The following is a 24,273-nucleotide window of genomic DNA, read 5'->3' on the forward strand; positions in this document are numbered from 1 at the left end:
ATACGGACTGGACGAAATCCATGAAGCACTTTTTCAACCGCAAGGACACGATCGTCACCGAAGCGCTTGACGGTTTCCTCGCCACGGCGGGGTCGGGCACGCTGGCCCGCCTCGACGGCTATCCCGAGGTCAAGGTCGTGCTGCGCGCCGACTGGGACAAGACGAAGGTGGCCGTGGTTTCGGGCGGCGGCGCCGGGCATGAACCCTCGCATGCGGGCTTCGTCGGCGCCGGCATGCTGACGGCGGCCGTCTCCGGCGAGATTTTTGCCTCGCCGAGCGTCGAGGCGGTGCTGGCGGCGATCCGCGCCACGACCGGCCCCGCCGGCTGCCTGCTGATCGTGAAGAACTACACCGGCGACCGGCTCAATTTCGGACTGGCGGCGGAGAAAGCGCGCGCCGAAGGGCTCGCGGTCGAGATGGTAATCGTAGCCGACGACATTGCCCTGCCGGACATCGCGCAGCCGCGCGGCGTCGCCGGCACGCTGTTCGTGCACAAGATCGCCGGGCACCTGTCGGAATCCGGCCATGACTTGGCGTCGGTTGCCGCGGCGGCCCGCGTGGCGGCCAAGGATATCGTTTCGCTCGGCATCTCGCTCTCCTCCTGCTCGATCCCGGGGCAGGCGCATGAGGAGCGCTTCGGCGCTGACGATGGCGAGCTCGGCCTCGGCATCCATGGCGAGCCCGGCGTCGAGCGCATCGCCCTGGAGGCCGCCAGCAAGCTGGTCGCCATCATGGCGGAGCGCCTCGCGGCGCGGCTCGATCCGCACAGCCGCTACGCTCTGCTGATCAACAATCTCGGATCGGTGCCGCCGCTCGAAATGGCGCTGATCGCGAATGCCGTGCTGTCTTCGTCGCTGGCAAAGGCGGTGGCGCTGACGATCGGGCCAGGGCACTTGATGACGGCGCTCAACATGAACGGCTTCTCGCTGTCGCTGATCAAGCTGGATGCGGAACGCGAGAAAGCGTTGCTGGCGCCCGTCGGGCCGCATGCCTGGCTGCCGGCAAGGCCGGTTCGCGCACCGGTCGTGGTGGCGATGACCAAGCCTGCCACCGGCACAGCCACAAAGCCCGCCAGCCGCGATGCGGCCGCGGAACGGCTGATCAAAGCCGTCTGCCAGAAGCTGATCTCGCTCGAAGAGCCGCTCAACGCCCTCGACGCCAAGGCAGGCGACGGCGACACCGGCTCGACGGTGGCGACCGGCGCGCGCAGCATTCTCGAGCGCATCGATACGCTGCCGCTTGCCGACAAGGCGGCAACCGCCGCCACGATTGGCGATACGCTTGGCACCTCGATGGGCGGTTCCAGCGGCGTGCTGTTGTCGATCTTCTTCACCGCCGCATCGCAGGCGCTCGGCGCCGGCGCGTCGGTCGGCAAGGCCTTGCTCGCGGGGCTGGACCGGATGACCTTCTATGGCGGCGCAAGGATCGGCGACCGCACCATGGTCGATGCGCTCGAGCCGGCGCTGAAAGCCCTTGACGCGAGCGGGCTGGAAGCGGCCGCCAAGGCGGCGCGGCAAGGCGCCGAGGCGACCGCCGCGATGCAGAAGGCAAAGGCCGGCCGTTCCGCCTATATCGGCAGGCAGCTCGACGTCGCGGATCCCGGCGCCTTCGCGGTCGCCGAAGTTTTTGCTGCCGTGGCGGCGCTGTTCGCCCCGGCTTGAAGGATAGACGATGGCCGCGGCCGATTTCTCCAGACTGATCGCGGCGGCGGCCGATACGATCGCGGCGCATGCCGAGGAACTGACCGCGCTCGACCAGGCGGTCGGCGACGGTGACCATGGGCTGAACATGAAGCGCGGCTTCGAGGCGGTGCGCGCAGAAGCCGACGCCTTCGCGGCGAAGCCGCTGCCCGAGGCGCTGAAAGCGGTCGGCACCAAGCTGGTGATGACCGTGGGCGGCGCCTCCGGACCGCTGTTCGGCACGTTGTTCATGGCGCTCGGCAAAGACCTGCCAGCGGCACCCGATCGAGACGGACTGACGGCTGCCTTGGGCAGGGCGATCGACGCGGTGGCAGCGCGCGGCAAATCGCAGCCGGGGCAAAAAACCATGCTCGACGTGCTGCAGCCGGTGTATGAGGCGCTGGCGCAAGGCAAGACGGCTGGCCAAATCGCCGACGCCGCGGACAAGGCGGCCGAGGCCACGGTGCCGATGAAGGCCCTGCGCGGGCGGGCTTCCTTCCTGGGAGAGCGCTCGATCGGGCACATGGACGCCGGAGCGCGCTCGACCGCGCTTCTGGTGCGCGCGGTCGCGGAAGCGATAGAGGGCAATTGATGAGCAATGTCGGTATCGTCATCGTGTCGCATTCGCCCCTGGTTGCCGAGGGCACGGCCGACATGGTGCGTCAGATGGTGGGCGACGAAGTGCCGCTTGCATGGTGCGGCGGAAACGGCCATGGCGGGCTCGGCACCAGCGTCGAGGCGATCATGGGCGCGATCGACAAGGCCTGGTCGGAAGCGGGCGTCGCCATCCTGGTCGATCTCGGCGGTGCCGAGACCAACTCGGAGATGGCGGTCGAGATGATCGGCGAGCCGCGCTCGCACAAGATCATCGTCTGCAACGCGCCGATCGTCGAGGGCGCGGTGATGGCGGCCACCGAATCCTCCGGCGGCGCCTCGCTCAAGGAAGTGGTGGCGACGGCGCATGAATTGTCGCCGTCGTGAACGAACGGGAACCGACTGAATGTCAGCATCCGCCGAAGCAACGGTCCTGATCACCCACGCGGTGGGGCTGCATGCGCGCCCTTCGGTGAAGTTCACCAAGCTCGCCAAGACGTTCGCGGCCGAGGTGGAGGTGGCGGTCGCGGCGAACGGCCCCTGGTTCGACGCCAAGAGCATCGTCAAGGTGATGGCGGCCAAGGCGCCCAAGGGGACGCTGCTTCACATCCGCGCCAAGGGCGACGGCGCAAGTAAAGCGGTCGCGGCATTGGTCGACCTGGTGCAGCGTGACTTCGACGAGGATGCGGATCATGCCCGGTCCGCCTGAGACCGATCTGAATGTCACCAGGCCGGCAAGGAACGCGGGCCATGCGGGTTGAGGGTATCCCCGCCTCTCCCGGTTATGCCGAAGGCCCGTTGTTCGACCTCGACCAGCCTCCGGCCAGCTACAAGGCCAAGGCGAGCACCGAGGAAGAACAAGCCGCACTGATGAGCGCAATCGGCAAGGCCGTCGGCCGGCTGGCGGCGCTGATCGAAACCGCCGATGGCGATGCCGCCGGCATCCTCGAATTCCACATCGCCATGCTGGAGGACGACGCGCTGAGCGGTCCGGCCCTGGTGGCGATCGGCTCCGGGCAGCCGGCGGACGCCGCATGGCGCACGGCGCTCGACAGTGAGATCGCCGGCTACGAAGCGTCGGACCAGGACTATTTCCGCGCCCGAGCCGCCGATCTGCGCGACATCCGCGACCAGGTGCTGCGGGCGCTGAACGAGGAAGGCGAGGTCGCGGCGCCACCGGGCGCGATCCTCTATGGCGAAGATATCGCGCCGACGCGTTTCCTCGAGACCGATTGGAGCGAAGGCGGCGGCATCGCCCTCAAGTCTGGCAGCACCGCCAGCCATGTCGCCATGCTGGCGCGCTCGCGCGGCGTGCCGATGGTGGTCGGTCTCGGCGCCCCGGCCGCACCGACCATGGGCGACGCGCTGCTCGATGCCGAACACGGCGCGATCATTTTCTCACCGTCGCCGGCCGAGACCGAAGCCTTCCGGCAATCGGCCTCCGCTTTCGCCGACCGCCTGGGCGCGGCGAAGACATTCCTGACGGCGCCGGCCGTGACCAAGGCCGGTACCGCGGTGCGCGTGCAGGTCAACATCGCCTATCCATCCGATGTCGAAGGCATCGATGTCGAGACGTGCGACGGCGTGGGCCTGATGCGGACGGAATTCCTGTTCGGCAAGACGTTGCCGGACGAGGAGACGCAATACCACGCCTACTGCAAGGTGCTGGAATGGGCCGGCGGCAAGCCGGTGACCATCCGCACCGTCGATGCCGGCGGCGACAAGCCCGTGCCGGGGTTCACCGTCGAGGAGACCAATCCGTTTCTCGGCCTGCGCGGCATCAGGCTGTCACTGGCGCGGCTCGATATCTTCCGCGTGCAGATCCGGGCATTGCTGCGCGCCGCCATCCACGGCAATCTGAGGGTGATGTTCCCGATGATCGCCACGCCTGACGAGTATGCCCAAGCCGCCGCGCTGTTCGCGGAAGAACGGGCCGCGCTTGCCGCGCGGGGCGTAACGCACAAGCTGCCGCCGCTTGGCATCATGGTCGAGGTGCCTTCCGTGGCGCTGGCGCCGGAGGATTTCGCCGATGTCGCCTTCTTCTCGATCGGCTCCAACGACCTGACGCAATATGTGATGGCAGCCGCGCGGGACAACGCAGCCGTAGCGCATCTCAATTCCGTTCGCCAGCCGGCGGTGCTGCGGCTGGTCGCGGCAGTTGCCGCCTTCGGACTGGAGAAGGGAATTCCGGTCAGCCTCTGCGGCGATGCCGGCGGCGACCCTGCAACCATCCCGGCGCTGCTTGAAGCCGGCTTGCGCGACCTCTCGGTCGCCCCTGCTCAACTGGCGATGGCCAAGGCGGCCATCGCGGACGCGGCGGTATAGGCGCATGGCCGAGCTCGCCAAGACACCGGAGCCGGGATCGGAAGAGGCGATCCGCGCCTACAAGACGATCCTGTCGCATGTCATCGACCAGCGCCCGTCCGGCATGCGCCAGCGCCTGGCCGATGCTCTCGGCAAGCACCGCAGCTTCGTCACGCAGATATCGAGCCCGGCCTATTCGATCCCGATCCCGTCAAAGCATCTGCCCTCCATCTTTTCCGTCTGCCATTTCAGCCAGGCAGAGCGCGACCAGTTCATGGCCGCCTATCATCAGGCGCATCCCGGCAAGGCGCCCGCGGCGTCCGGGCCGCGCAAGACACGCCATGTCTCGCTGATCGTGCCGGATTTCGGCGACGACAAGCAGAATGCGGCGCTCGACCGGGCGATCAACGAATTCATCCAGAAAATAACCAGCATCGCCGGTAAGGGCAGCGGCTAAAGCGGGAGCATGGGAGGACTGCCATGAAGAAATTCATCAATTCGGTGGAGACGGTGCTGACCGAAAGCCTCGATGGCTTTGCGGCGGCTCATGCCGATATCCTCGTGCTTGGCGACGACCACAAATTCATCCGCCGCAAGGAGCTGAAACCCGGCAAGGTGGCGCTGATCTCGGGCGGTGGCTCGGGCCATGAGCCGCTGCATGGCGGGCTGGTCGGTCACGGCATGCTGGACGCCGCCTGCCCTGGCCAGGTCTTCACCTCGCCGACGCCGGACCAGATGCTCGCGGCCGTGCAGGCCGCGGACACCGGCGCCGGCTGCCTGTTCATCGTCAAGAACTACGAAGGCGATGTGATGAATTTCGACATGGCGGCCGAGATGGCGGACGGCGTGCTCAAGGTGGTGACCAATGACGACGTCGCGGTCGAGAACTCGTCCTACACGACCGGGCGGCGCGGGGTGGCCGGCACGCTGGTGGTGGAAAAGATCGTGGGCGCCGCGGCCGAGCAAGGCCTGGAGCTGCCCGAGCTCAAGGCGCTCGGGGACCGGGTCAACGCTGCGACGCGCTCCATGGGCGTGGCGCTAACCAGCGGCACGGTGCCCGCCGCCGGCAAGCCGACCTTCGAGATCGGCGACGGCGAGATGGAGTTCGGTGTCGGCATCCACGGCGAGCCCGGCCGGCGGCGCGACGCGCTGAAGAGCGCCGACGCCATCGCCGAGGAGGTCTGCGCGGCGATCGCCGGCGATTTCGGCGACCGTGCCAAGGGGCCGGCGCTGCTGTTCGTCAACGGCTTCGGCGGCACGCCGTCGATGGAGCTCTATTTGATGTACAACAGCGCCCGCAGGATATTCGAGAGACAGGGCGTGACGGTGATCCGCTCGCTCGTCGGTTCGTATGTGACATCGCTCGACATGGCCGGATGCTCGATCACGCTGACCATGCTCGACGATGATATGACGGCATTGTGGGACGCCCCTGTGCACACGGCGGCGTTGCGCTGGGGGATGTAGGCCTCGCTGGCTTCGCCGGTGCTTTTCTGGCAAGCATGTGAGGAACCTTGCTGCTGATGCCTGAACGATGCTGCCCGCGCTTTCGCCTGCCCAGGAAAAACTGCTGATCAAGCTTGCGGACCCCGAGGCGCCCGCCGATTGGGGCAAGGACGTTTCCACAGGCGACCTGTTGGCTGAGCTGGCCAATGCCGAATTCCACGGCGTACTGCCGATCGTGCTGCGCAAGTTCAGGGAACGCGGCGACGCCAATCTGCCGAAAGACGCGAGGCTGCTGCAGAAGCTGACCGAGTTGCGCGACCAGATGACGACGGCAACCGGGCAGTCTATGCTGCTGCAATATCACGGCGACCGCATCATGAAGGCGCTGGCGGCGAAAGGCATTCCGGCCCGGATCGTCAAGGGGCCGGTGTTCGCGCGCAGGCTCTACCGCCAGCTTGCCGACCGGCCGTTCACCGACATCGACATCCTCGTCGCCCCCACCAGCATCGAGGCGGCCAACAGGACGATCGCCGAATGCGGCTTCGTGCTCGGCAGCGGCGAGGCCGAGTCGCATGAATTGCAGGAATTCAAATGGCTGGAAAAAGAGAATTCCAGCCTGCTGATCGAATTGCACGGCAACCTGGTGCATGACACCGGCATGCGCCGACGTCTGTCGCTCGGCTTCCGCGAGCTGCAGGCGATCGACGGCGGCGAAACCGACACGCCGGCCGCACTTCTGACCATCGCCATCGTCCATGCCGCCGGCGGCCACAAATTCCACCGGCTGCAGCTCTGCGTCGACGTGCTGCAAGGCGTGCGAGCGCTGAGATCGCCGGAAGAGGAAGCGCGGCTGCTGGAGGCTGCGCGCATGACCGGCATCGAGCTCGAGCTGGCGACGGTCCTCAACGTCACCGGGCGCCTTTTCGGCGCGCCGCGCGCGATCGAGCTCGCCGACCGCATCAAACCGGACCTTTCGATACGACTGGCGAAGTGGCTGATCACCGGTAACATGCTGCTGCGTGTCAACTCGCGCGAGAAGCTGCGCTCGCGCCTCAGCCGGGACGCCTTCCGCTGGGTGCAGAGGCTGGCGCGGGCGCGGCCCTATCCGGCCTGACGCAGCGCAGCGCGGATCAACTGCGCCGCTTCGACCGGCCTCGCGCCCACTTCCAGCGTGAAGGTCGGCACCGTCTTGACCAACGCCGCGATCGTCGCCATTCGCCTTTTCTGCAGCGGCAAAAGGCCGGTCATGCCGGTCCTCACATTGTCGGCGGCTAAAGCCACCATGGCATCGGTCCTCGGCATGGGCACGAGCCTTGTCTCGCCGTCGGTCGAGCGGGCAAGATGAAGAAGAGCCGCGACCGGCCTGGCGCGCACATCCTCGACGCGGATGATCTCGCCAAGGCGATCGAGCGACACGGCCTGCTCGCCCTCCGCATCCCATGTCTCGCCAAGGCAGGGCGACACGAAAGGCAGCATCGCCGCGGTGTTGCGATGGATCTTCACTTTGCGCGGCATGCCCCAGGCCGTGACGCCGTCCTGCGCCACCCTGAGGATCATGACGTCGTCGGAACAGAGGCCGAAGTCCCGCGAGGCGAGCGCCAGCGACGTCGTCGACTTGCCGGTGCCGCTCGGCGCATGGACCAGCACGAGCGCCTCGCTGCCCGGCAGCGTCAGGCCGGCCATGTGCAGCATGTGCTGCCCCCCGGCATCGAGCGCGGCATCCAGCACCATCATCAGCAGCGTCCATTTGATCTTGCTGTCCGGATGAACGCGGATTTCGGCGCAGCCCTCCTCATCGCGGATCGACACCGTCTGCTGACCTGGAAAGACGAGGTGAAAGACGTCTCCGGCGTCGATCATCCTGCAATGGCCATCGAAGGGCACTTCGCCGTCGAAAGCCAGTTTTCCCTGGGGATTCTCCGCCAATTGCCGCGTTTCGACAATGTTGACGCGAAAGCCGGGCTGGACTGGCTCGTCAACGCGCAGGGCGCCGAGCATCAGGTCGAAGCTCGGCCAGAGATCGGCGCGGGCGGCGGTTACGCTTATGACCTGCCCCTTGAGGTCGTAGAGGAACGTGGTTGTCCGGTCGCTCAAGCAGCGGACGCCTTCACGCTGGGCGGGTGGCGATAGATTTCGACCATGCCGGGCTGGCTGGCGCTGACCACCGGCTTGCCGTCGAGGCAGACCCAGCAATGCGCCGACAGACGGGGCTCGTGCATCGATTTGGCATCGACGCCGAAACGCAGCTCCGGATCGAGACCGGCCATTCGCAGAAAACGGAAGCCGAGCAGACCCTCGCGAAGACATCTGCGGTCGCGCATGAACCAGGGCCGCCGCACCGTTCGGTTGACGCGTTGAACGATGTAGGTCCAGGGCAGGTCACGATAGGGCGCAGCCGACTGCAGCGGCGCCAGCTTCAACACGCTTTCGAAATCGCGCCGGCCAACCAGCACCGGCAGCAGCCGGGCGCTGAGCCACAAATGGGCACGAAACAGAATGCGCAGAAGAGGTCCGTCGGTCATCACACGCCCGTGTCGGCGAGAATGCCTTCGGCCACCAGCTCGGCGGCCAGTTCGGCCATATCCTGGCCGAGCGTTGCCTTGTCGACCTCGAATTCGTCCGACAACAGGTCGATGATCTGGTCGAGGCTGCGCGCGCCATCGACCTTTTCGAGAAAGGCCTCGGTCGTGTCGTTGCAGGTGTAGAGCTGGCCGCTGCGCGCCAACAGCACGACGGCGCCATCGCCGACATGCTGCACGGATGCGTCGTCCGCCATGCGCAGCACCATTTCAGAGCCGATTTCAGCCATCTGCCCGCTCCCTTCGATCGAGAGCAATTAGCGCGGGGGCGCGATGCTGTCCATTGTCTGGAGATGCCGCGTCCTGGCCTGGGCCGCCTTCCCAGCCCGGGGTTGCCATCCTTCCCTTAAGTAAGCTAAGAGTCCGCCGGGCTTTGGGGAGTGATCTGTATGCATTACAATTGGGAACGGGCTCCGACGGCATTCGAGCGCCACCGGAAGACGCTTGCGGCTGCTATCCTGATCGCCGGCGGCGTCGGGCTGATGCTGGCGGCACTGCCGCTTTAAGCCGGCCTATATCACGGACAGTGACAGCGACGCCTCCGCCGGAGGCACCGAACAGAGACGTTTGTCGGGATGTCGACCAAAATGCAGGAAGACATGGCCGCCAGGCGCGGCTTAGTCTATGGCAGGCGGCAGAACGTTTCTTGAGAGGAAGGCGGATGGCCTCACGCTATCACGAAGTCTATGAGGGCTGGAAACGCGACCCCGTAGGGTTCTGGGGCGAAGCGGCGAAGGCGATCGACTGGTATAAGCCGGCCGAAAAGGTCTTCGACCCGACGGAAGGCGTCTATGGCCGCTGGTTCGTCGGCGCCTCCTGCAACACCTGCTACAACGCCATCGACCGCCATGTCGCGGGCGGCCGCGCCGACCAGCTAGCGCTGATCCATGACAGCGCCATCACCGGCACGATCCGGAAATTCACCTATACTGAATTGAAGCGCGAGGTGGTCGCGCTGGCCTCGGTGATGAGGCATCGCGGCGTCGGCAAGGGCGACCGCGTCATCATCTACATGCCGATGGTGGCGGAAGCGGCGATTGCGATGCTGGCCAGCGCCCGCATTGGCGCCGTGCATTCGGTGGTGTTCGGGGGCTTCGCCTCGCACGAGCTCGCCACCCGTATCGACGACGCCAAGCCAAAGCTGATCGTCAGCGCTTCCTGCGGCCTGGAGCCAGCTCGCATCGTCGCCTACAAGCCGCTGCTCGACAAGGCGATCGAGATGTCGAAGCACAAGCCCGACGCCTGCCTCATCCTGCAGCGCGAGCAGCTGCGCTGCGAGATGAAGGACAATTACGATATCGACTATGCCGATGCGGTCGCCCGCGAGCGCGCCGCCGGCGCCAATGTCGACTGCGTGCCGGTGCTGGCCACCGACCCGCTCTACATCATCTATACCTCCGGCACGACCGGCCAGCCAAAGGGCATCGTGCGCGACAATGGCGGTCATATGGTCGCGCTGAAATGGACCATGGACAATGAGTTCGGCGTCAAGCCCGGCGAAGTGTTCTGGGCGGCTTCCGATGTCGGCTGGGTGGTCGGCCATTCCTACATCGTCTACGGGCCGTTGCTGCATGGCTGCACCAGCGTGCTGTTCGAGGGCAAGCCGATCGGCACGCCGGACGCCGGCACCTACTGGCGGGTGATTTCCGAGCATGGCGTGGTGGCGCTGTTCACGGCGCCGACCGCGTTCCGCGCCATCAAGGGTCAGGACCCCAAAGGCGAGTTCGTGCCGAAATATGATTTGTCGAAGTTCCGCACCCTGTTCCTCGCCGGCGAGCGCGCCGACCCCGAGACGATCAAGTGGGCCGAGCAGAAGCTCGACCGGCCGGTGATCGACCATTGGTGGCAGACCGAGACCGGCTCGCCGATGACGATCAACCCCGCGGGGCTCGGGCTGTTGCCGGTGAAATACGGTTCGCCCGGCGTGCCGATGCCAGGCTACGACATCCGCATCCTCGACGATGCCGGGCACGAGGTGCCACGCGGCACGCTCGGCAATGTGGTGGTCAAGCTTCCGCTGCCCGCCGGCTGCCTGCCGACGCTGTGGAATGCCGATGGCCGCTTCCGCCAGGCCTACCTCGAAGAATTCCCCGGCTACTATAAGACGGCTGACGCCGGCATGATGGACGAAGACGGCTATCTCTACGTGATGGCGCGCACCGACGACATCATCAACGTCGCTGGCCACCGTCTATCGACAGGCGCCATGGAAGAGGTGCTGGCGGCCCATCCCGACGTCGCCGAATGCGCTGTCATCGGCATTGCCGACGCCATGAAAGGCCAGGTGCCGCTGGGCTTCGTCGTGCTCAATGCCGGGGTGGCGCGTGACAGCGGCGCGATCGAAAGCGAGGTCGTGGGGCTGGTGCGCGAGCGGATCGGACCGGTTGCCGCCTTCAAGACGGTGGTGACGATCAAGCGGCTGCCCAAGACCCGCTCCGGCAAGATCCTGCGCGGCACGATGCAGAAGATCGCCGACAAGGAGGAATGGGCGATGCCGGCGACCATCGACGACCCCTTGATCCTCGACGAGATCGCCGCGGCGCTGAAGGGCCGCGGCATCGGAGTGTAGCAGCCCGCCAGACGGCCGCGTTAACGACGAATTCACCAATTTGTCCTGCCCTGCAATCGCTTGTTGTGCAGCGCAGCAGTGGACTTTAAAGTTCGCTTTGGGGGGCCATACCGAAAGAACGGCATGGCTCAGCTCAAAACGCCATTTGGCGGCGTCGACCCTCTGCGATTCCTGGCTGCCGCCATGGTGATGTTCCATCACTATGGCTTCTGGGTCTGGGCTGTCCCCGACGGCATTTCGGCACGCGCGACCGGCGGCATCCCGCCCCATCCCGAAAATGGCCCTTGTTGGCTCCGGCTGGGCCGGCGTGCAGGTGTTCTTGATCGCGGCCGAGCCCCTTATCCGACTGCAGCCCCACCACACCCTGTTGCGTCATCGATCGAAGGCCGCCTGACGCGACTGCCGATCGCGCCGGTGTGGAATTGTTTGCATTCGGCATGATATCGAGGCGCAAATCAGTGCAAATACCCGAGCCTCAATCCGTGAGCCTGTTCCAACGATCGAGACGTCCTCGACCCGCGCCGCGTGAGCGCCTTGTCATGGATATGCGCGACACGATCGTCTATGCGATCGGCGACGTGCACGGCTGTCATGAAGAATTGCGCGCGCTGGAACAGAAAATCGAGCTCGACGCGCAGCAGTTCCGCGGCCGCAAGATCATCATCATGCTGGGCGACTATATCGATCGCGGGCCGCATTCGCGGCGCGTGGTCGACCATCTGATGGCGCCGCCGCCGAGGGGCTTCCAGCGCGTCTGCCTGGTGGGAAATCATGAAGTCGCGCTGCTCCTCTATCTGGACGGTCATCTCTCGCGTGAAACCTGGCTCGGCTATGGCGGCCGCGAGACCCTGTTCTCCTACGGCGTCGACCCCGACCGTCTGATAAGCCTATACGGTTCGAGCGCGCAGGCGGACGCGCGCATACGCGAGGCCATTCCCGCCAGCCATGTCGACTTCCTGCGCACGCTGCCGGTGATGGTCTGCTCCGACCAATTCGTCTTCGTGCATGCCGGCATCCGGCCCGGCATCGCGCTCGAGGCGCAGGACGAGGGCGACCTCCTCAACATCCGCGAAGAGTTCTTCGAGGCGGCACACCAACTCGACCGGTGGGTGGTGCATGGGCACACGATCGTCGACGTCCCGACGCTCGACGGCCGCCGGCTCGACATCGACACCGGGGCCTTCCAGACGGGGCGGCTGACCGCGCTCAGGATCGTCGGCAAATACGGCCGGCTGCTGTCCTCTCGGGATTAGGCGGTTCGCCGTTTCAGGCTGAACAGTCCCGATCTTGTTTCCGCCTCAAGCAGCCTGCTTGGCGCGCGCTTCCGACTTCTCCAGATAGTAGCTCGAGTAGCGGTCGAAGAACCTTTCCGAGCCGCCGAGCGAGCCGTATCTCGCGAGCTTCTTCAGGTCGACCTTGTTGAGCACCGCCCCAATCACCTTGTTGGCGATATAGGGCTCCGATTCCAGCATCGAGCGCACCATGTTGCGCGGCGTGCGGCCCCATTCGGTGACCAGCACGAAGCCGTCGACCAGCGGCGCGAAGGCCTTGGCGTCGACCACGGGGCCGAGCGGCGGCAGGTCGACGATGATGTACTCGAACGTCTCCTTGGCGTTCTCGATGAAGCGCCGCATGCCGGCGGAGCCCAGGAGTTCGCTGGTGTGCGAGAACTGGCCACGCAGCACGGCTGGAATGATCGCGAGCTTGGTCTGGCGGTCGACCTTGCCGACAGACTGCCAGGTCTGGCCGTTGACCACCGCTTCCATCAGGCCCTGTTCGGCCTCCATGCCGAGGCTGCGGCTCAAGCCTGGATTGCGCAGGTCGCCGTCGACGAGCAAGGTCTTGGCGCCGTTTGCGGCAAGCAGGCCGGCAAGGTTCGCGGCCACCGTCGATTTGCCTTCGCCCGGCAGCACCGAAATGACGCCGATGACCCGGCTGCCGCGGTCCTCCATCACGACGTCGAAGGCTATCTTCGCGTTGCGCAGCGTCTCGGCGAACATTGAAGCCGGGGCATCGATGCTGACGCGCATGCGCGCGCGCCGCTCGGCCGAGGAGAGGCTGGCCACTTTGCCGTCGGCCGGCAGGTCGTCGGCCTTGGAATCCTTGACCCTGCCGCCGCCGATCGTCGGCAGATAGCCGAGGAATTTGAGGCCAGCGCGATCGCGAATATCCTCGCCCGTCCTGAAGAAGCGCTCGTTGAACTCGTTGAGGCCGCCGAAGCCGGCGCCCAGCATCAGGCCGAGCACCAGCGACAGCGCCAGCACACGCATGGTGCGAGGGCCCGAGGCCGCGAGCGGCATCGTCGCGTCGGAAATGATGCGGACCTTGCCGACCGGGAAGGACTGCTGCTGCGAGGCTTCCTCATAGCGGCTGAGGAATGTCTGGTAGAGCGTGGTCAGCGCCTGCGCCTGCTGTTCGAGTTCCTTCAGCTTCACCTGCGACTGGTTGTCGATCGAGCTCTTGCCGGCGGCTGTGGAAATCTTGTCGCGCAACGCCTGTTCGCGCGTCTGCGCCACTTCGAAGTCGTTGCGGTAGCTTTCGGTGATCTGCTTCAGCTGCCCGAAGATCTGCGCCGCAACATCGGCCTTTTCCTTGGCCAGCGCGACCGCCTGCGGGTGATCCTTGCCGAAATTGGTCTCGACGTCCTGCAGGCGCTTGGTAATGGCCAGATAACGGGTCTTGAGCCCGATGATGACCGAGCTGCTCGGCTGGTCAGCCGCTATGGCCGAATCATTGAAAGCGCTTTCCGAGCCGCTGTCGACGATCGCCTTGTACTGCTGGTAGCGGGCGCTGGCGCGAGCCGTATCGGCCTGCGCGACGATAAGCTGGGCGTTAAGGTCGGCGAGTTGCTTGTCGCTCAGCAACTGGCCGTCGCTGTTGGCGGAAAGGCCGTGCTCGGCCCTGAACTTCTCGACCGCCAGCGAAGCGGCCTGCGAGCTTTCGCGCAACTCGCTCAACCGGCCCTGCAGCCATACGGCCGCGCGCTCGGTGGCGTCGAAGCTGGCGTTGAGCTGGTCGGCGAGATAGGCGTCCGCATAGGCCTTGGTGATGGCCGTGGCGAGTGCCGGGTTTGTCGCCTGGTAGCCGATGCTGATGACATTGGAGCGGCTGACACGATCGGCCAACAATCCTGTCTGCAGCATATAAACCGCGTAGTCGTGGGTCGCGGTCTTGATCATCGCTTCACGCGTGGCCGCATCGACATTCTCGATGCCGGGAATTTGATCGGCGGCGTTGCCGCGGAAATAGGCGACGATGCCGCGCAGGAAACCGATGCCCTTGGCCAAAGCCGATTGGGGCGGGCTCATGAAGTCCGGGTTCTGGTCGAGCTTCAACTTGTCGACCACCTCCGACGCCAGCCGCGCCGAGTTGAGGATCTCGATCTGGCTGAGGATCGTCGCGTCGGTCTGCTGCGTGGCGCTGGCAGCCGAGATGTCGTCCATGACCTTGTTCACGCCCTCGTCGATCAGGACGCTCGCCACGGACATATACTGCTTGGGCGTGGTTTGCAGATAGATCACGCCCAGGACCAGGCCGATGGCGGCGCAGATCGCCACCACCTTGGCCTGACGGGCGGCCATGCCAAGCAGACGCTCGACATCGATGAAGTCTTCACCCTTTTCCGGATCGGCACTGGGCAACGGCATCCTCTTGTCGAGAGGGAAGTTGGCATAGTTCATGTTCGGTCCAATTCCAGGTTGCAGGCGCTATCGGCCTTGGTAGATCGGCGTCGTGACCAGAAAAGACCGCGCAACGTTGTTGCCAGGATGCGCCGGACCTGAAGGTCCGGGCGCCTGAGTGGCTGTCGCGCCATCGCGAGTTCGCATATGCACCCAAAAGATGGGCATTATGCGGCTACTTCCCGGCGCTCATGCGACCGGACGAATTGCTGCAACATGTCGAAGACAGGGCCTTTCATGTCGTCGCGCGCCAGGGCGAAGGCGATGGTGGCCTCGATGAAGCCTTCCTTGGAGCCGCAGTCGAACATGCGGCCGTCGAAAGGCTGGGCGTAGAAGGGCTGACTCTGGGCGAGGCGCACCATGGCGTCGGTGAGCTGGATTTCGTTGCCGGCGCCGCGTTGCTGGTTGCCGAGCAGGGCAAAGATCTCCGGCTGCAGAACGTAGCGGCCGTTGATATAGAAATTCGACGGCGCCTTGGCGGGCGCAGGCTTTTCGACCATCTCAGTGACCTTGAAGCCGGAACCGACCTCGTCGCCACGGCCGACAATGCCGTATTTGCTGGTTTCGGCCGGGTCGCAGCGCTCGACAGCGATCACATTGCTGCCGGTCCGCTGATAAAGATCGACGGTCTCGGCAAGGCAGCCGCGCGCGCCGAAGGACACCATGTCGGGAAGCAGCAGCGCGAAAGGCTCGTTGCCGATCACGTCGCGCGCACACCAGACGGCATGGCCGAGGCCCTGCGGCGACTGCTGGCGGATGAAGGAGGTGGCGCCGGCCACGGGCAGCAAGCTTTCCAGCGATTCGAGCTGTGCCTTCTTGCCGGTCTGCTCCAGCGTGCCGATCAGTTCAGGATGCAGGTCGAAATAGTCCTCGATAACCGCCTTGTTGCGGCCGGTGACGAAGACGATGTGCTCGATGCCGGCCTCGAACGCCTCGTCGACGGCATATTGCACGACGGGCTTGTCGACGACGGGAAGCATCTCCTTCGGCATGGACTTGGTTGCCGGCAGGAACCGCGTTCCGAGCCCCGCCACCGGGATAACTGCCTTCCTGACTTTCTGCATCTGGTCTTCCTTCTGAGAGAAAAAGATTTCTACCTGTCGCCGGCTATCAAATCGCCCGCATGCTTCATCTCCCCGCCCCTACGGCGAACCTGCGCCGCAACCCTTCTCAGCCGGACCGCGATCGGCATCGACATATGCCCGATCGCGGCCGGATCTCTAAGCGCCGCGCCGATTGCCTTGAGCGGCGCGCGCGCCTTGATGTGCTGGACCAGGGACAGGAACGACGCGGCCTTGCGCAGGCTGCGGCCACGCCGGGCGAAGGCCGCCTTTGCGGTGCTGTCCATGGGATATGCCGTCGCGAAGGCCGCGTCGGCGCGCGTCATCGCCTCGACGTGGTGCAATTCGAGCACCCGCGAGATCGAGCCGGTGCGGATATGGTAGACATAACCGACGGTTGGCTCGACCACACAGCGGCCGCGGCTGGCCAATGCGCTTGCAAGCAGAATGTAGTCCTCGCCGATGCGCAGTTTCTCGTCGTAACGCAACCTGTTGTCGTTGAGGAAGCGGCGCTGGAAGACCGGCTTGAGATAGCCGAGATTGAAGCGCGATTCGAAGACCAGATTGCCGGCGATGTAATCAGCCAGGGAGATTTCGCGGAGCGTTTCCAGATAGCCGGCCGGGAACATGGTGTCGTCGGGCGTGCCGTCCTCGCGCACGACCTGGACATTGTCGACGGCGATTTCGGCGCCGACCGCTTCCGCCCGCGCGATCATCGCCGCCATTCGGCCAGGGAGAACGGCGTCGTCGGAATCCAGCACGGCCACCCAGCGGCCGCGCGCAAGGTCGAGGCCTGCATTCCTGGCGCCGCCCGGGCCGCGATTCTGCGGCAGCGCCACCACCTTGACGATGTCTCCCGGGTAAGCGCGCGCCACATCCAGCGTACCGTCTTGCGACTGGTCATCGACGACGATGACCTCGACGGTGACGCCAAGCTGGGCGATCGCGCCGGAGATGGCGCGGTCGAGAGTGGCCTCCGCATTATAGGCGGCGATGACGAAGCTTACGTCAGGCTGCACGCTTGTTCCCTTGTTCTGGCGAAGTGAGGCCGTACTGGCGGATTTCACGGACGCCGACCAAACCGGAGACGACACCAACGTGCATAATGCCGCGCAGCACGCTGCGGTTCCGTCGCACCGGGCTGATCGCGGTCAAAATCGCCATCCCGAAGCAGTAAGCGGCCTTGGCCGAAGCCAGCCCGACCTGGCCGGCGCGGCGGATGCCGCCGGCGCCGCGCCCGATCAGGTGGCCGTGCGTCTGGCCGAAGCGGAAACGGCGGCGGCGCAGCCAGTCGAACGCGGCCCTGGCGCGCGGCACGACCTCGTCGACGAAGGCTTGCGGCGCGAAGGCGATGCGGCCGCCGGCTTTGACCATGGCATCGAAGAACTCGGTGTCCTCGCCGCCGGTCTGGCCGCGCGCCAGGCTGAAGCGCCGGCCGCGCAGGCTTGCGTCGGTCGTTCTGAGCAGGACATTGCAGGTGTAACCCGTGCGGATCTCGCCGCGCACCCAGACCGGCAAGGTCGAGTGGAAATCGCCCTTTTGCATCCAGTCCGGCGCGTCCTGGCGATAATGCGCCCGCACCGGCCCAAGCACTGCCGCGACGCCGGTGGCATCGGCCGTCGCCATCAACTCGACCAGCCAGCGGGGCGACGCCGTCTCGTCATCGTCGATAAAGGCGACGAAGTCCGACACGCTGGCGTCGAGGCAGGCGTTGCGGGCAATCGAGATGTTGCGCGCCGGCGCGTGGCGATAGCGAACCGGGAGCTTCAATTGCTCGGCCAGCGCCTTCACCAGCTTCTGGGCGCTTGGTTCATCGTCGTTGTCGGCAACAACGATGCCGACCTCCAAACCTTCAGGCTTCTCCAGGGCGGCGACAGAGCGCAGCGTGTCGGCCAGTTCCGGCCGGCGGAAGGTGCAGATGCAGATGTCGATCGAGCGACCGGCCATCACGCCACCTTGCGCTGCGAGCGCGCCGTCAAAAGCTGCTGCCAGAAGCCGACGGACCAGCCGAAATGCATGACCATGGCAGAAACTCCGGCCAACGCGATGCTGGCGTTGCGCTGGCGCACCGCTGTCGCCAGGCCGTAGCCGAGGCAGACGGCCACCCACAAAAGGAACGGCACCGCCGCCAGCCAGTGGACGAACGAGAACAAGGCCAACAGCACCACGGGCGCCACCAACAGCGGGATCATCTGCCGGACCTTTGGCACCATGCGGTGCTTGAGCACATTCCTGGCGCGACCGCGGCCATAGCCGAGATACTGGAAATAGAGGCTCTTCAGCGTCGAGCGCGGATAATAGACCATCTGTGTCCTGCCGCTCATCCAGATGCGGTAGCCGGCCTGGCGCAGGCGGCAGTCGAACTCGGCGTCCTCGTTGTGGCTGAAGCTCTCGTCATAGCCGCCGACATGGCTGAAGGCGGCGACGCGCACCAGCGCGTGGTGTCCGTGGTCGACCCATTCACCCTCCGACATGTGCCGGTGCTTCGAGCCGCCGGTGCCGAGCTTGGAATTCTGCGCCGCCGCGACCGCCTTCTGCACCGCGCCGGTGCCGGCGGTCAGCATCGAGACGACGACCGAATCGGCACCGGTGGCAACGGCTTCCTCGACCAGCCGGTCGCAGTAATCGTCCGGATAACCGCCATGCGCGTCGATGCGGATGAGATAGTCTACGCCTTCACCGAGGGTCGCCACCGCCAGATTGATGGCGGCGCTTTGCAGGCGCTTCGGATTGGTGAGCAGGACGACCCGGGGATCCGCGGCCGCGATGTTTTCGACGATGGCCTGCGTGCCGTCGGTGCTGCCGCCGTCCGCGACGACGATGCGGCCGCCGAGCCGGGACGCAGCAGCCCGCAACTGGTCGAGCAGGCCGCCGATATGGGCCGCCTCGTTGAGGCAGGGAATGACGATGAGGATCGATGGAGTGGCGTGCGTCATCGGTCTTTGCGCGTCCTTTGCCATCATGCCGCCGCCGCAAAGGCCGAAGGCATGGCGGTGAGGCCGCGCAGCTTTTCGACGAAGGCCGCACAGTCGCTGCGGTCGTAGCTCCAGGTCCGAGGATTGCGCGCCAACACCCGCGACTTCAGGGCGCGGTATCTGTCCTGATCCATTCGGCCGAGCATCGCCTCAAGACCTTCGGCCGTCGCCTCGGACAGAAGCACGCCGATGTCCTGCCCCTTGAGGAATCGGCCTGTCTCGGTGCCAGCCATCGAGATCGGCACAGCGCCGAAGCGGCAGCCCTCATAAAGGCGGTTGGGAAGCAGCCATTCGGAATTCTGGCCAGCTTCGAAGAAATCGATCGCCCAGGAAAAATGCACTTGCCCGTAGATCGCAGCCATATCCTCCGGATTGCGGTAAGGCCCCTCGAACGAAAGCCAGGGCTCGGCCTCGACGAAGCCATGAAAATCCGGAAACTCGGACAGTGCAGGACGGCCTCTGAGCACGACCTCGAAACGCCCCGCCTGCCGGCGGGTGAAGTCGGCCAGCAGTTCCAGTGAGCGGCGGCAGCGCAGCGCGCCGAACCAGCCGATGCGCCAGGGCGGCGTCGCCGGGCCGTCGTCCTCGAACGAATGCGCCGCGACAACGGATGCCGCCTCGAAATATTTGTTCTCGATCAGCTCGACGGGCGCGCCGATCTGTCCGAAGGGCTCGAAATAATTGGCGATGAAGGCCGGCGAGCTGGTCACCAGAAGCTTCACGTCGCGGGCGAGATGACGCTCGGCGCCGCGCAATGTCCGGCCGACAAAATCGTCGCGCAGCACCAGGCGATGGATATCGAGGCATTCATAGACGATGGGCACGTTCGCCCCGAGGGCTGCGTTGGCGCGGCGGGCAAGCGCCAGCATTTCGAGGTTGCGGGCGATGATGAGATCGGGCCTGGGCATGTCGCCCAGCTTCGCGCCGATCGACATGGCCGCCTTGGCGACCGCCCCGAGGCGCTGCGCGAATCGGCCGTCGCGCGTCGCGCCAAGGTCGACAGGCTTGATACCCTCGATCTCGGCGACCGGACTGGTGGTGCGGCGGAAGCCCGCCAGGGTGACCCTGGCGCCGCCTGCCTTGAGCATCTGGACCCTGCGGCGCACTGCCGGGTCGGATACGTCATGCACAAGGTACAAGACATGCAGCATGAAACTCGACCGATGTTCGGCCCACCCATCGGGGATGCTAGTACAGCTTTTGCTGCATCGCAACAATTTTGGTGCGGCGTAGCAGACGCCCGCACATTTTTTGTTGCACTGCAAAAATGATACGCTACTCTTAATGCTGCTTGGGGTCGATCTGGGTTCGACGTTGGTTACCGGCGTGGTTCAGCACGCCAGGATCGCGACGCGGATCGCGTGGCAGCACTTCGGCAAGACATGCCGTTTTAACCGCCGCTGGCCTTGCCACGGACGCGAAACGAGGTTTCCCCATGAAAGTCGTGATCGAAAACACGGTGTGTCTGAACACGGGCGATGCCGCGATCCTTTTGGCCATCCGCCATATTCTCAGATCAGTCGTCGGCAGCGATGTGCGGTTCCTGGTTTTCGACAGTCAGCCAGACGTCGCGGCCAGGCTTTACCCGAAGAAAGATTACCCGGACCTCGAATTTCACAAGCTCTTGTCGGAATCCCTGTTCAAGGATCGGCGCGGCGGCGGGATAAAGGGCCGGCTCAAGTCGCTCTACAACCGGGCAGTCTGGCGCGCCTTGCATCGCTTCGCGCAAAGCGGCGCGGCCAGCAGCGTTTTCTTCAGCCAGGACGACCGCCGCGGCCTTGAAGCCTATGCGAGCGCCGACCTGGTGGTGACGACAGGCGGAACCTATCTCGTCGAGAACTACGATCTCGAAAAGCGGCTCAATCAATTCCGAATCGATGCAATCCTGGGCAAGGACCCGATCTTCTTCACGCAATCGCTCGGCCCGTTCAAGAAAAGCTACAATCGCCAGGAGCTAGGTCCGATCTTCGATCGGGCTCCGCTCATCCTGCTGCGCGACGAGCGATCCAGAAACCACATACTGGATCTGGTGAAGGACCCGGGCAAATGCCATGTGGTCGCCGATTCCGTCTTTGCCCTGGCTGATACCGACCGGATCAAGAAACATCTCGGCAGCGCACCGGCGCCGACGGGCCGCGTCGCTATTTCCGTCCGTCACTGGAGCTTTGTCAGCGACGGTGAGGATGGCATGCGCCGCTATCTCGATTCGATCCGCGAGATCGCCACGATTCTTGTCAGGGACCACGCCAAGAAGGTGACCTTCGTTTCAACCTGCCAGGGCGTGCCGGAATATGCCCATGACGACGCCAAAACTGCTCGGGCGATCGTGGCCGAACTCGACCCGGAAGTCGCCCAACACGTCAATGTCGACGCCAAATTCCATACGCCCGACCAGCTGATGGCGCTGGTGAAGGATTGCGACTTCGTCGTCGCGACGCGCATGCATATGATGATCATGTCGCTTTGCGTCGGCACGCCGGTGCTGCCGATCGCCTATGAATTCAAAACCAAGGAAGTCGCCAAGCATATCGGCGTCGCCGACCTTCTGCTCGACATCGATACCGTGACGCCCTCGGAAGCGGCCGAAAAACTCGGCAGATTCATCGGTGGCCTTGACCACTATCGCCGGGCAAGTCTCGAGGCCGTGCTGGATGAGCATGCGTCGGCAATGTCGGCAACCGAGCCGTTGTCGTCCTTGATAGGTAGCCGCTCACCCAATGTTGCCGGCGACGTTGGCAAGAGTGGCGAGCAACGCCCTGCGCGACTGCGGAACAGCAAGCATGAGGACCAGGGCGAAGCCGTAATTTAGGGCAATCGCCACAAGGATCGTGAGCAGGTCCGACTGGCTGGTCAGCAACGCCGGCAGCGACAAATACGAGAGCCAGGCAAGCAGGGACGAGACGATGAAGAGCCCCTGTATGCCCAGGAAATCGCCGGCGGTCACCGGGCCGACACGATGAATCAGGGCGGCAAGCACCGGGACACGTAGCACATAGCCGCTGATCGCATAGGCAGCTGCGACTCCGATGGCGCCCCAGTGCAGGCCGACGATGAAGGAGGCGACGGTCGTCAGCGACGAATAGATGCCCCAATGGAACATCGTCTTGGTCTTGCCCTGGCAGATGAATATCCACCCGGTGGTGCTCGATACGGACTGCATCAGGCCGGCGATGCCCAGCCAGGCGAAAATCGGCGCCACAGCCATCCAACGCTCGCCGAAGAGAAGCCTGACCACCTGCTCCGAAGTCAGTGTCAGCGTCGCAATGCCGGGCATGGTGATGACGGCCAGCAGCCAGTTTGTCCGGACATAGATGTCTCGAAACCGCTGCTTGTCTTCATGGATGCGGCTGAGCAGCGGCACCATGATACGCGTCAGCGGCTGGTTGATGTTCTGCAGCGGAAAGAGCAACAGCTTGTAGGCACGATCATAGTAGCCCAGCTCGACCGCGCCGGAATATTTTCCGATGAGGATGTTGTCGAGGTTGCGGGAGAGAAAATTGACAAGGTTGAAGCCCGTGAGGTTGGCGCCGAACCTGAATATGTCGCCGTCGATCTTCAGATTCGGCCAGGACGGCGTCCAGCGCGTCACCAACCAGCCGGCAGCCAGCGCTACGACGGCTGAAACAGCCGGCCCCAGAACCAGCGACCAATAGCCAAGCCCCCAATAGGCCGCGGTTGCGGTGACGAGCAGCCCGACGGCCGCGGTGATTGTGTCGTTGAGCGCGAGCTGGCCGAATTGCAGATGGCGGTTCATCAAGGCAAGCGGCACAGCGGCCAGACTGCCAAAAAGCAGCGGCACGGCGGAAGCAAGTGTTATTCCCCACATTCGCTGGTCGCCGTAGAAGGCGGCAATGGCGGGGGCCATGCAAGCCACGACCGCGCCGGCGCAAAGGCCGACAACCGCGCTCAGCCAGAAGACCTGGTTGAGCTGCCGTTGATCGATCTCCTTGCGCTGGATGACCGCCTGCTGGAGGCCGAGATCCTGGAGCAGGCCGACAAAGGCCACGATCGGTCCCACGGAAGCCACAAGGCCGAAATCCTCGGGAACAAGCAGCCGGGCAAGGATGACGACCGACAGGAACTGGATCGCTATCTTGAAGCCTTGGGCGCCAGCCGTGACCAGCCCACCGCGCAAGGCAACGCGACCAAATTGAGGGGGCGGCGGATTGGCATTCATGTGACGGATCCGGTCTCCCCCAGCCGCGCGACGATCCGCGCAAAGCGTTCATTCAAGATATCGGCATTGAAATCCGCCTCGACCTTGCTTCTGGCGGCAAGCGCTATCGGCTCGCACAGGTCAGGATTCTCGGCGATCCAGGCGAGCTTGACGGCAAGCGCGGCGACGTCCCGTTCGGGCACGAGGAAGCCAGTCTTGTGATCCTCGATCAGCTCGGGAATCCCCGAATGATATGTGCTCACAGCGATCAGGCCGCCGGCCATCGCCTCCATGAGCGCAACCGGTATTCCTTCCAGATCGCCGTCCCGGCCGGCGACGCTTGGCAGCAGAAAGACGTCGGCGTCACGCAGGCGCTGCTTCACCTCGCCGTGCGGACGCGGTCCGAGGAAACTCACCCTGTCGGCAATACCGAGATCGATGGCGGTGCGCTTCAACTGCTCCAACAATTCTCCGCCGCCGATCACCGAATAGATCCAGTCGCGATGTGGCAGGCCGGCGAGCGCGCGAAGCGCATATTCGGTCCCCTTCTTCTCGGTCAGCCGGCATACCGAGATGAAAGACAGCGTACGTCCCTGCCAGGAGCGCCAGCGATATTCGATCTCGCCGGGGCGAATGCCCATATGGTGGACCGCGACCCGCGTCGGCTCGGCGCCGGCATCGATCAGGGCCTGACGGAAGAACGCATTAACAGGCAGCTGGAGAGCCCCTTTCTCGAAAACCGGCCTGTAGTAGCCGAGTGTGTTGTCGTGCATCGGTCTGCCGACATCGGTGCCGTGGAATATGGTCACCAAAGGCGCGGAAATCTGGCGCCGCTTCATGATGCGGGCGACGCGCAGGCCGTTATGGCCAAAATGCGCCACGATAACATCGACGTTTCGCAGCTTGCGTGCGTTGGCCAGGTCGATAGCGGTCGAGAGCTTGTCCCAAAACCTGCCCGACCATTTCATCAGCAGCGAACGGTAGCGACTGAGGCCGCCCCACCAGGAAACGACCGGCCCAGGCAATGAGCGCCAACGTGCATCGTCGACATTGCTGTCCTTGCCAAAGGCCATCTCGTTGCAGACGACGCTGACTCCGATCCCTCTTTCAAGGCATCCGGCAATCTGATCGAGCACGAAAGTCTCGGACAGAGTGGGAAATTTGTCGACGACGAAACAAATCCTCATCGGCAGGATGTTCTCGCCCGGATCAGGCTGGAAACGTCGGCAA

General features: G+C 64.7%; 22 protein-coding genes. 11 read left to right on the top strand and 11 right to left on the bottom strand.

Annotation, left to right across the window (positions count from 1 at the left end; all coding sequences use genetic code 11):
- Positions 1-20 precede the first annotated feature (20 nt).
- The 8 genes from DPM35_RS15825 to DPM35_RS15860 all read left to right on the top strand — a co-directional run bounded on the left by DPM35_RS15825 (position 21) and on the right by DPM35_RS15860 (position 7,137).
- Positions 21-1,661 carry a dihydroxyacetone kinase subunit DhaK gene (locus DPM35_RS15825; RefSeq protein ID WP_112128199.1) on the top strand — a complete coding sequence of 547 codons (1,641 nt, stop codon included), beginning with the start codon at positions 21-23 and terminating at the stop codon, positions 1,659-1,661.
- 10 nt (positions 1,662-1,671) lie between these two features.
- Positions 1,672-2,271: a dihydroxyacetone kinase subunit DhaL gene (gene dhaL / locus DPM35_RS15830; protein WP_112128200.1), complete on the top strand. Its 600-nt coding sequence runs from the start codon at positions 1,672-1,674 to the stop codon at positions 2,269-2,271.
- A complete protein-coding gene (dhaM, locus tag DPM35_RS15835) occupies positions 2,271-2,660 on the top strand; it encodes a dihydroxyacetone kinase phosphoryl donor subunit DhaM (RefSeq protein WP_095817697.1) in 390 nt (129 codons plus the stop codon). Before dhaL ends, dhaM begins: the two co-directional genes overlap by 1 nt.
- A 19-nt stretch (positions 2,661-2,679) precedes the next feature.
- Positions 2,680-2,982 (top strand): HPr family phosphocarrier protein, encoded by a 303-nt coding sequence (locus DPM35_RS15840; RefSeq protein WP_095817696.1) that lies wholly within the window; start codon positions 2,680-2,682, stop codon positions 2,980-2,982.
- A gap of 41 nt (positions 2,983-3,023) precedes the next feature.
- Complete coding sequence (gene ptsP / locus DPM35_RS15845; protein ID WP_112128201.1) at positions 3,024-4,598, top strand: phosphoenolpyruvate--protein phosphotransferase; 1,575 nt, start codon at positions 3,024-3,026, stop codon at positions 4,596-4,598.
- Between the two features lie 4 nt (positions 4,599-4,602).
- On the top strand, positions 4,603-5,034 hold the full coding sequence (locus DPM35_RS15850; protein ID WP_112128202.1) for a hypothetical protein: 432 nt from the start codon (positions 4,603-4,605) through the stop codon (positions 5,032-5,034).
- A gap of 23 nt (positions 5,035-5,057) precedes the next feature.
- Positions 5,058-6,044 (top strand): dihydroxyacetone kinase subunit DhaK, encoded by a 987-nt coding sequence (gene dhaK / locus DPM35_RS15855; RefSeq protein ID WP_112128203.1) that lies wholly within the window; start codon positions 5,058-5,060, stop codon positions 6,042-6,044.
- A gap of 67 nt (positions 6,045-6,111) precedes the next feature.
- The gene (locus DPM35_RS15860) at positions 6,112-7,137 is read left to right on the top strand and encodes a nucleotidyltransferase family protein (protein ID WP_112128204.1); all 1,026 of its coding nucleotides are present in this window, start codon (positions 6,112-6,114) and stop codon (positions 7,135-7,137) included.
- Here the strand turns inward: DPM35_RS15860 and DPM35_RS15865 are convergent.
- Genes DPM35_RS15865 through DPM35_RS15875 form a run of 3 tightly spaced genes read right to left on the bottom strand, consistent with a single transcriptional unit; the run spans position 7,125 to position 8,832 of the window.
- Positions 7,125-8,117, bottom strand: a complete 993-nt coding sequence (locus DPM35_RS15865; protein WP_112128205.1) for a serine kinase — start codon at positions 8,115-8,117, stop codon at positions 7,125-7,127. The genes DPM35_RS15860 and DPM35_RS15865 overlap by 13 nt on opposite strands.
- On the bottom strand, positions 8,114-8,545 hold the full coding sequence (locus DPM35_RS15870) for a lasso peptide biosynthesis B2 protein (RefSeq protein WP_112128206.1): 432 nt from the start codon (positions 8,543-8,545) through the stop codon (positions 8,114-8,116). Before DPM35_RS15870 ends, DPM35_RS15865 begins: the two co-directional genes overlap by 4 nt.
- Complete coding sequence (locus DPM35_RS15875) at positions 8,545-8,832, bottom strand: PqqD family protein (RefSeq protein WP_112128499.1); 288 nt, start codon at positions 8,830-8,832, stop codon at positions 8,545-8,547. Before DPM35_RS15875 ends, DPM35_RS15870 begins: the two co-directional genes overlap by 1 nt.
- Positions 8,833-9,263: 431 nt before the next feature.
- On the opposite strand from DPM35_RS15875, the gene DPM35_RS15880 reads away from it, so the two are divergent.
- Both DPM35_RS15880 and DPM35_RS15890 read left to right on the top strand, forming a co-directional pair.
- Positions 9,264-11,171: a propionyl-CoA synthetase gene (locus DPM35_RS15880; RefSeq protein ID WP_112128207.1), complete on the top strand. Its 1,908-nt coding sequence runs from the start codon at positions 9,264-9,266 to the stop codon at positions 11,169-11,171.
- A gap of 539 nt (positions 11,172-11,710) precedes the next feature.
- Positions 11,711-12,424 (top strand): metallophosphoesterase family protein, encoded by a 714-nt coding sequence (locus DPM35_RS15890; protein ID WP_245431554.1) that lies wholly within the window; start codon positions 11,711-11,713, stop codon positions 12,422-12,424.
- 45 nt (positions 12,425-12,469) lie between these two features.
- Here DPM35_RS15890 and DPM35_RS15895 read toward each other — a convergent pair whose 3' ends face one another.
- From DPM35_RS15895 to DPM35_RS15920, 6 genes are all read right to left on the bottom strand, one after another.
- Positions 12,470-14,851 carry a polysaccharide biosynthesis tyrosine autokinase gene (locus tag DPM35_RS15895; protein WP_112128209.1) on the bottom strand — a complete coding sequence of 794 codons (2,382 nt, stop codon included), beginning with the start codon at positions 14,849-14,851 and terminating at the stop codon, positions 12,470-12,472.
- A 167-nt stretch (positions 14,852-15,018) separates the two neighbouring features.
- The gene (gene galU, locus DPM35_RS15900; RefSeq protein WP_112128210.1) at positions 15,019-15,915 is read right to left on the bottom strand and encodes a UTP--glucose-1-phosphate uridylyltransferase GalU; all 897 of its coding nucleotides are present in this window, start codon (positions 15,913-15,915) and stop codon (positions 15,019-15,021) included.
- Positions 15,916-15,944: 29 nt separating this feature from the next.
- Complete coding sequence (locus tag DPM35_RS15905) at positions 15,945-16,931, bottom strand: glycosyltransferase family 2 protein (RefSeq protein WP_112128211.1); 987 nt, start codon at positions 16,929-16,931, stop codon at positions 15,945-15,947.
- Complete coding sequence (locus DPM35_RS15910; protein ID WP_112128212.1) at positions 16,921-17,859, bottom strand: glycosyltransferase family 2 protein; 939 nt, start codon at positions 17,857-17,859, stop codon at positions 16,921-16,923. Before DPM35_RS15910 ends, DPM35_RS15905 begins: the two co-directional genes overlap by 11 nt.
- Positions 17,859-18,848, bottom strand: coding sequence for a glycosyltransferase family 2 protein (locus DPM35_RS15915; RefSeq protein ID WP_112128500.1), 990 nt, complete (start codon positions 18,846-18,848; stop codon positions 17,859-17,861). Before DPM35_RS15915 ends, DPM35_RS15910 begins: the two co-directional genes overlap by 1 nt.
- A 23-nt stretch (positions 18,849-18,871) precedes the next feature.
- Complete coding sequence (locus DPM35_RS15920) at positions 18,872-20,038, bottom strand: glycosyltransferase (protein WP_112128213.1); 1,167 nt, start codon at positions 20,036-20,038, stop codon at positions 18,872-18,874.
- A 284-nt stretch (positions 20,039-20,322) separates the two neighbouring features.
- Here DPM35_RS15920 and DPM35_RS15925 point away from each other — a divergent pair, with 284 nt between their 5' ends.
- Complete coding sequence (locus DPM35_RS15925) at positions 20,323-21,696, top strand: polysaccharide pyruvyl transferase family protein (RefSeq protein WP_112128214.1); 1,374 nt, start codon at positions 20,323-20,325, stop codon at positions 21,694-21,696.
- Here DPM35_RS15925 and DPM35_RS15930 read toward each other — a convergent pair.
- The gene (locus DPM35_RS15930; RefSeq protein ID WP_112128215.1) at positions 21,598-23,064 is read right to left on the bottom strand and encodes a lipopolysaccharide biosynthesis protein; all 1,467 of its coding nucleotides are present in this window, start codon (positions 23,062-23,064) and stop codon (positions 21,598-21,600) included. The genes DPM35_RS15925 and DPM35_RS15930 overlap by 99 nt on opposite strands.
- Positions 23,061-24,230, bottom strand: coding sequence for a glycosyltransferase (locus DPM35_RS15935; RefSeq protein WP_112128216.1), 1,170 nt, complete (start codon positions 24,228-24,230; stop codon positions 23,061-23,063). The genes DPM35_RS15930 and DPM35_RS15935 overlap by 4 nt, the downstream gene beginning before the upstream one ends.
- Between the last annotated feature and the right edge of the window lie 43 nt (positions 24,231-24,273).

Source organism: Mesorhizobium atlanticum (assembly GCF_003289965.1).
In the GTDB taxonomy this organism is placed as follows: Bacteria; Pseudomonadota; Alphaproteobacteria; order Rhizobiales; family Rhizobiaceae; genus Mesorhizobium; species Mesorhizobium atlanticum.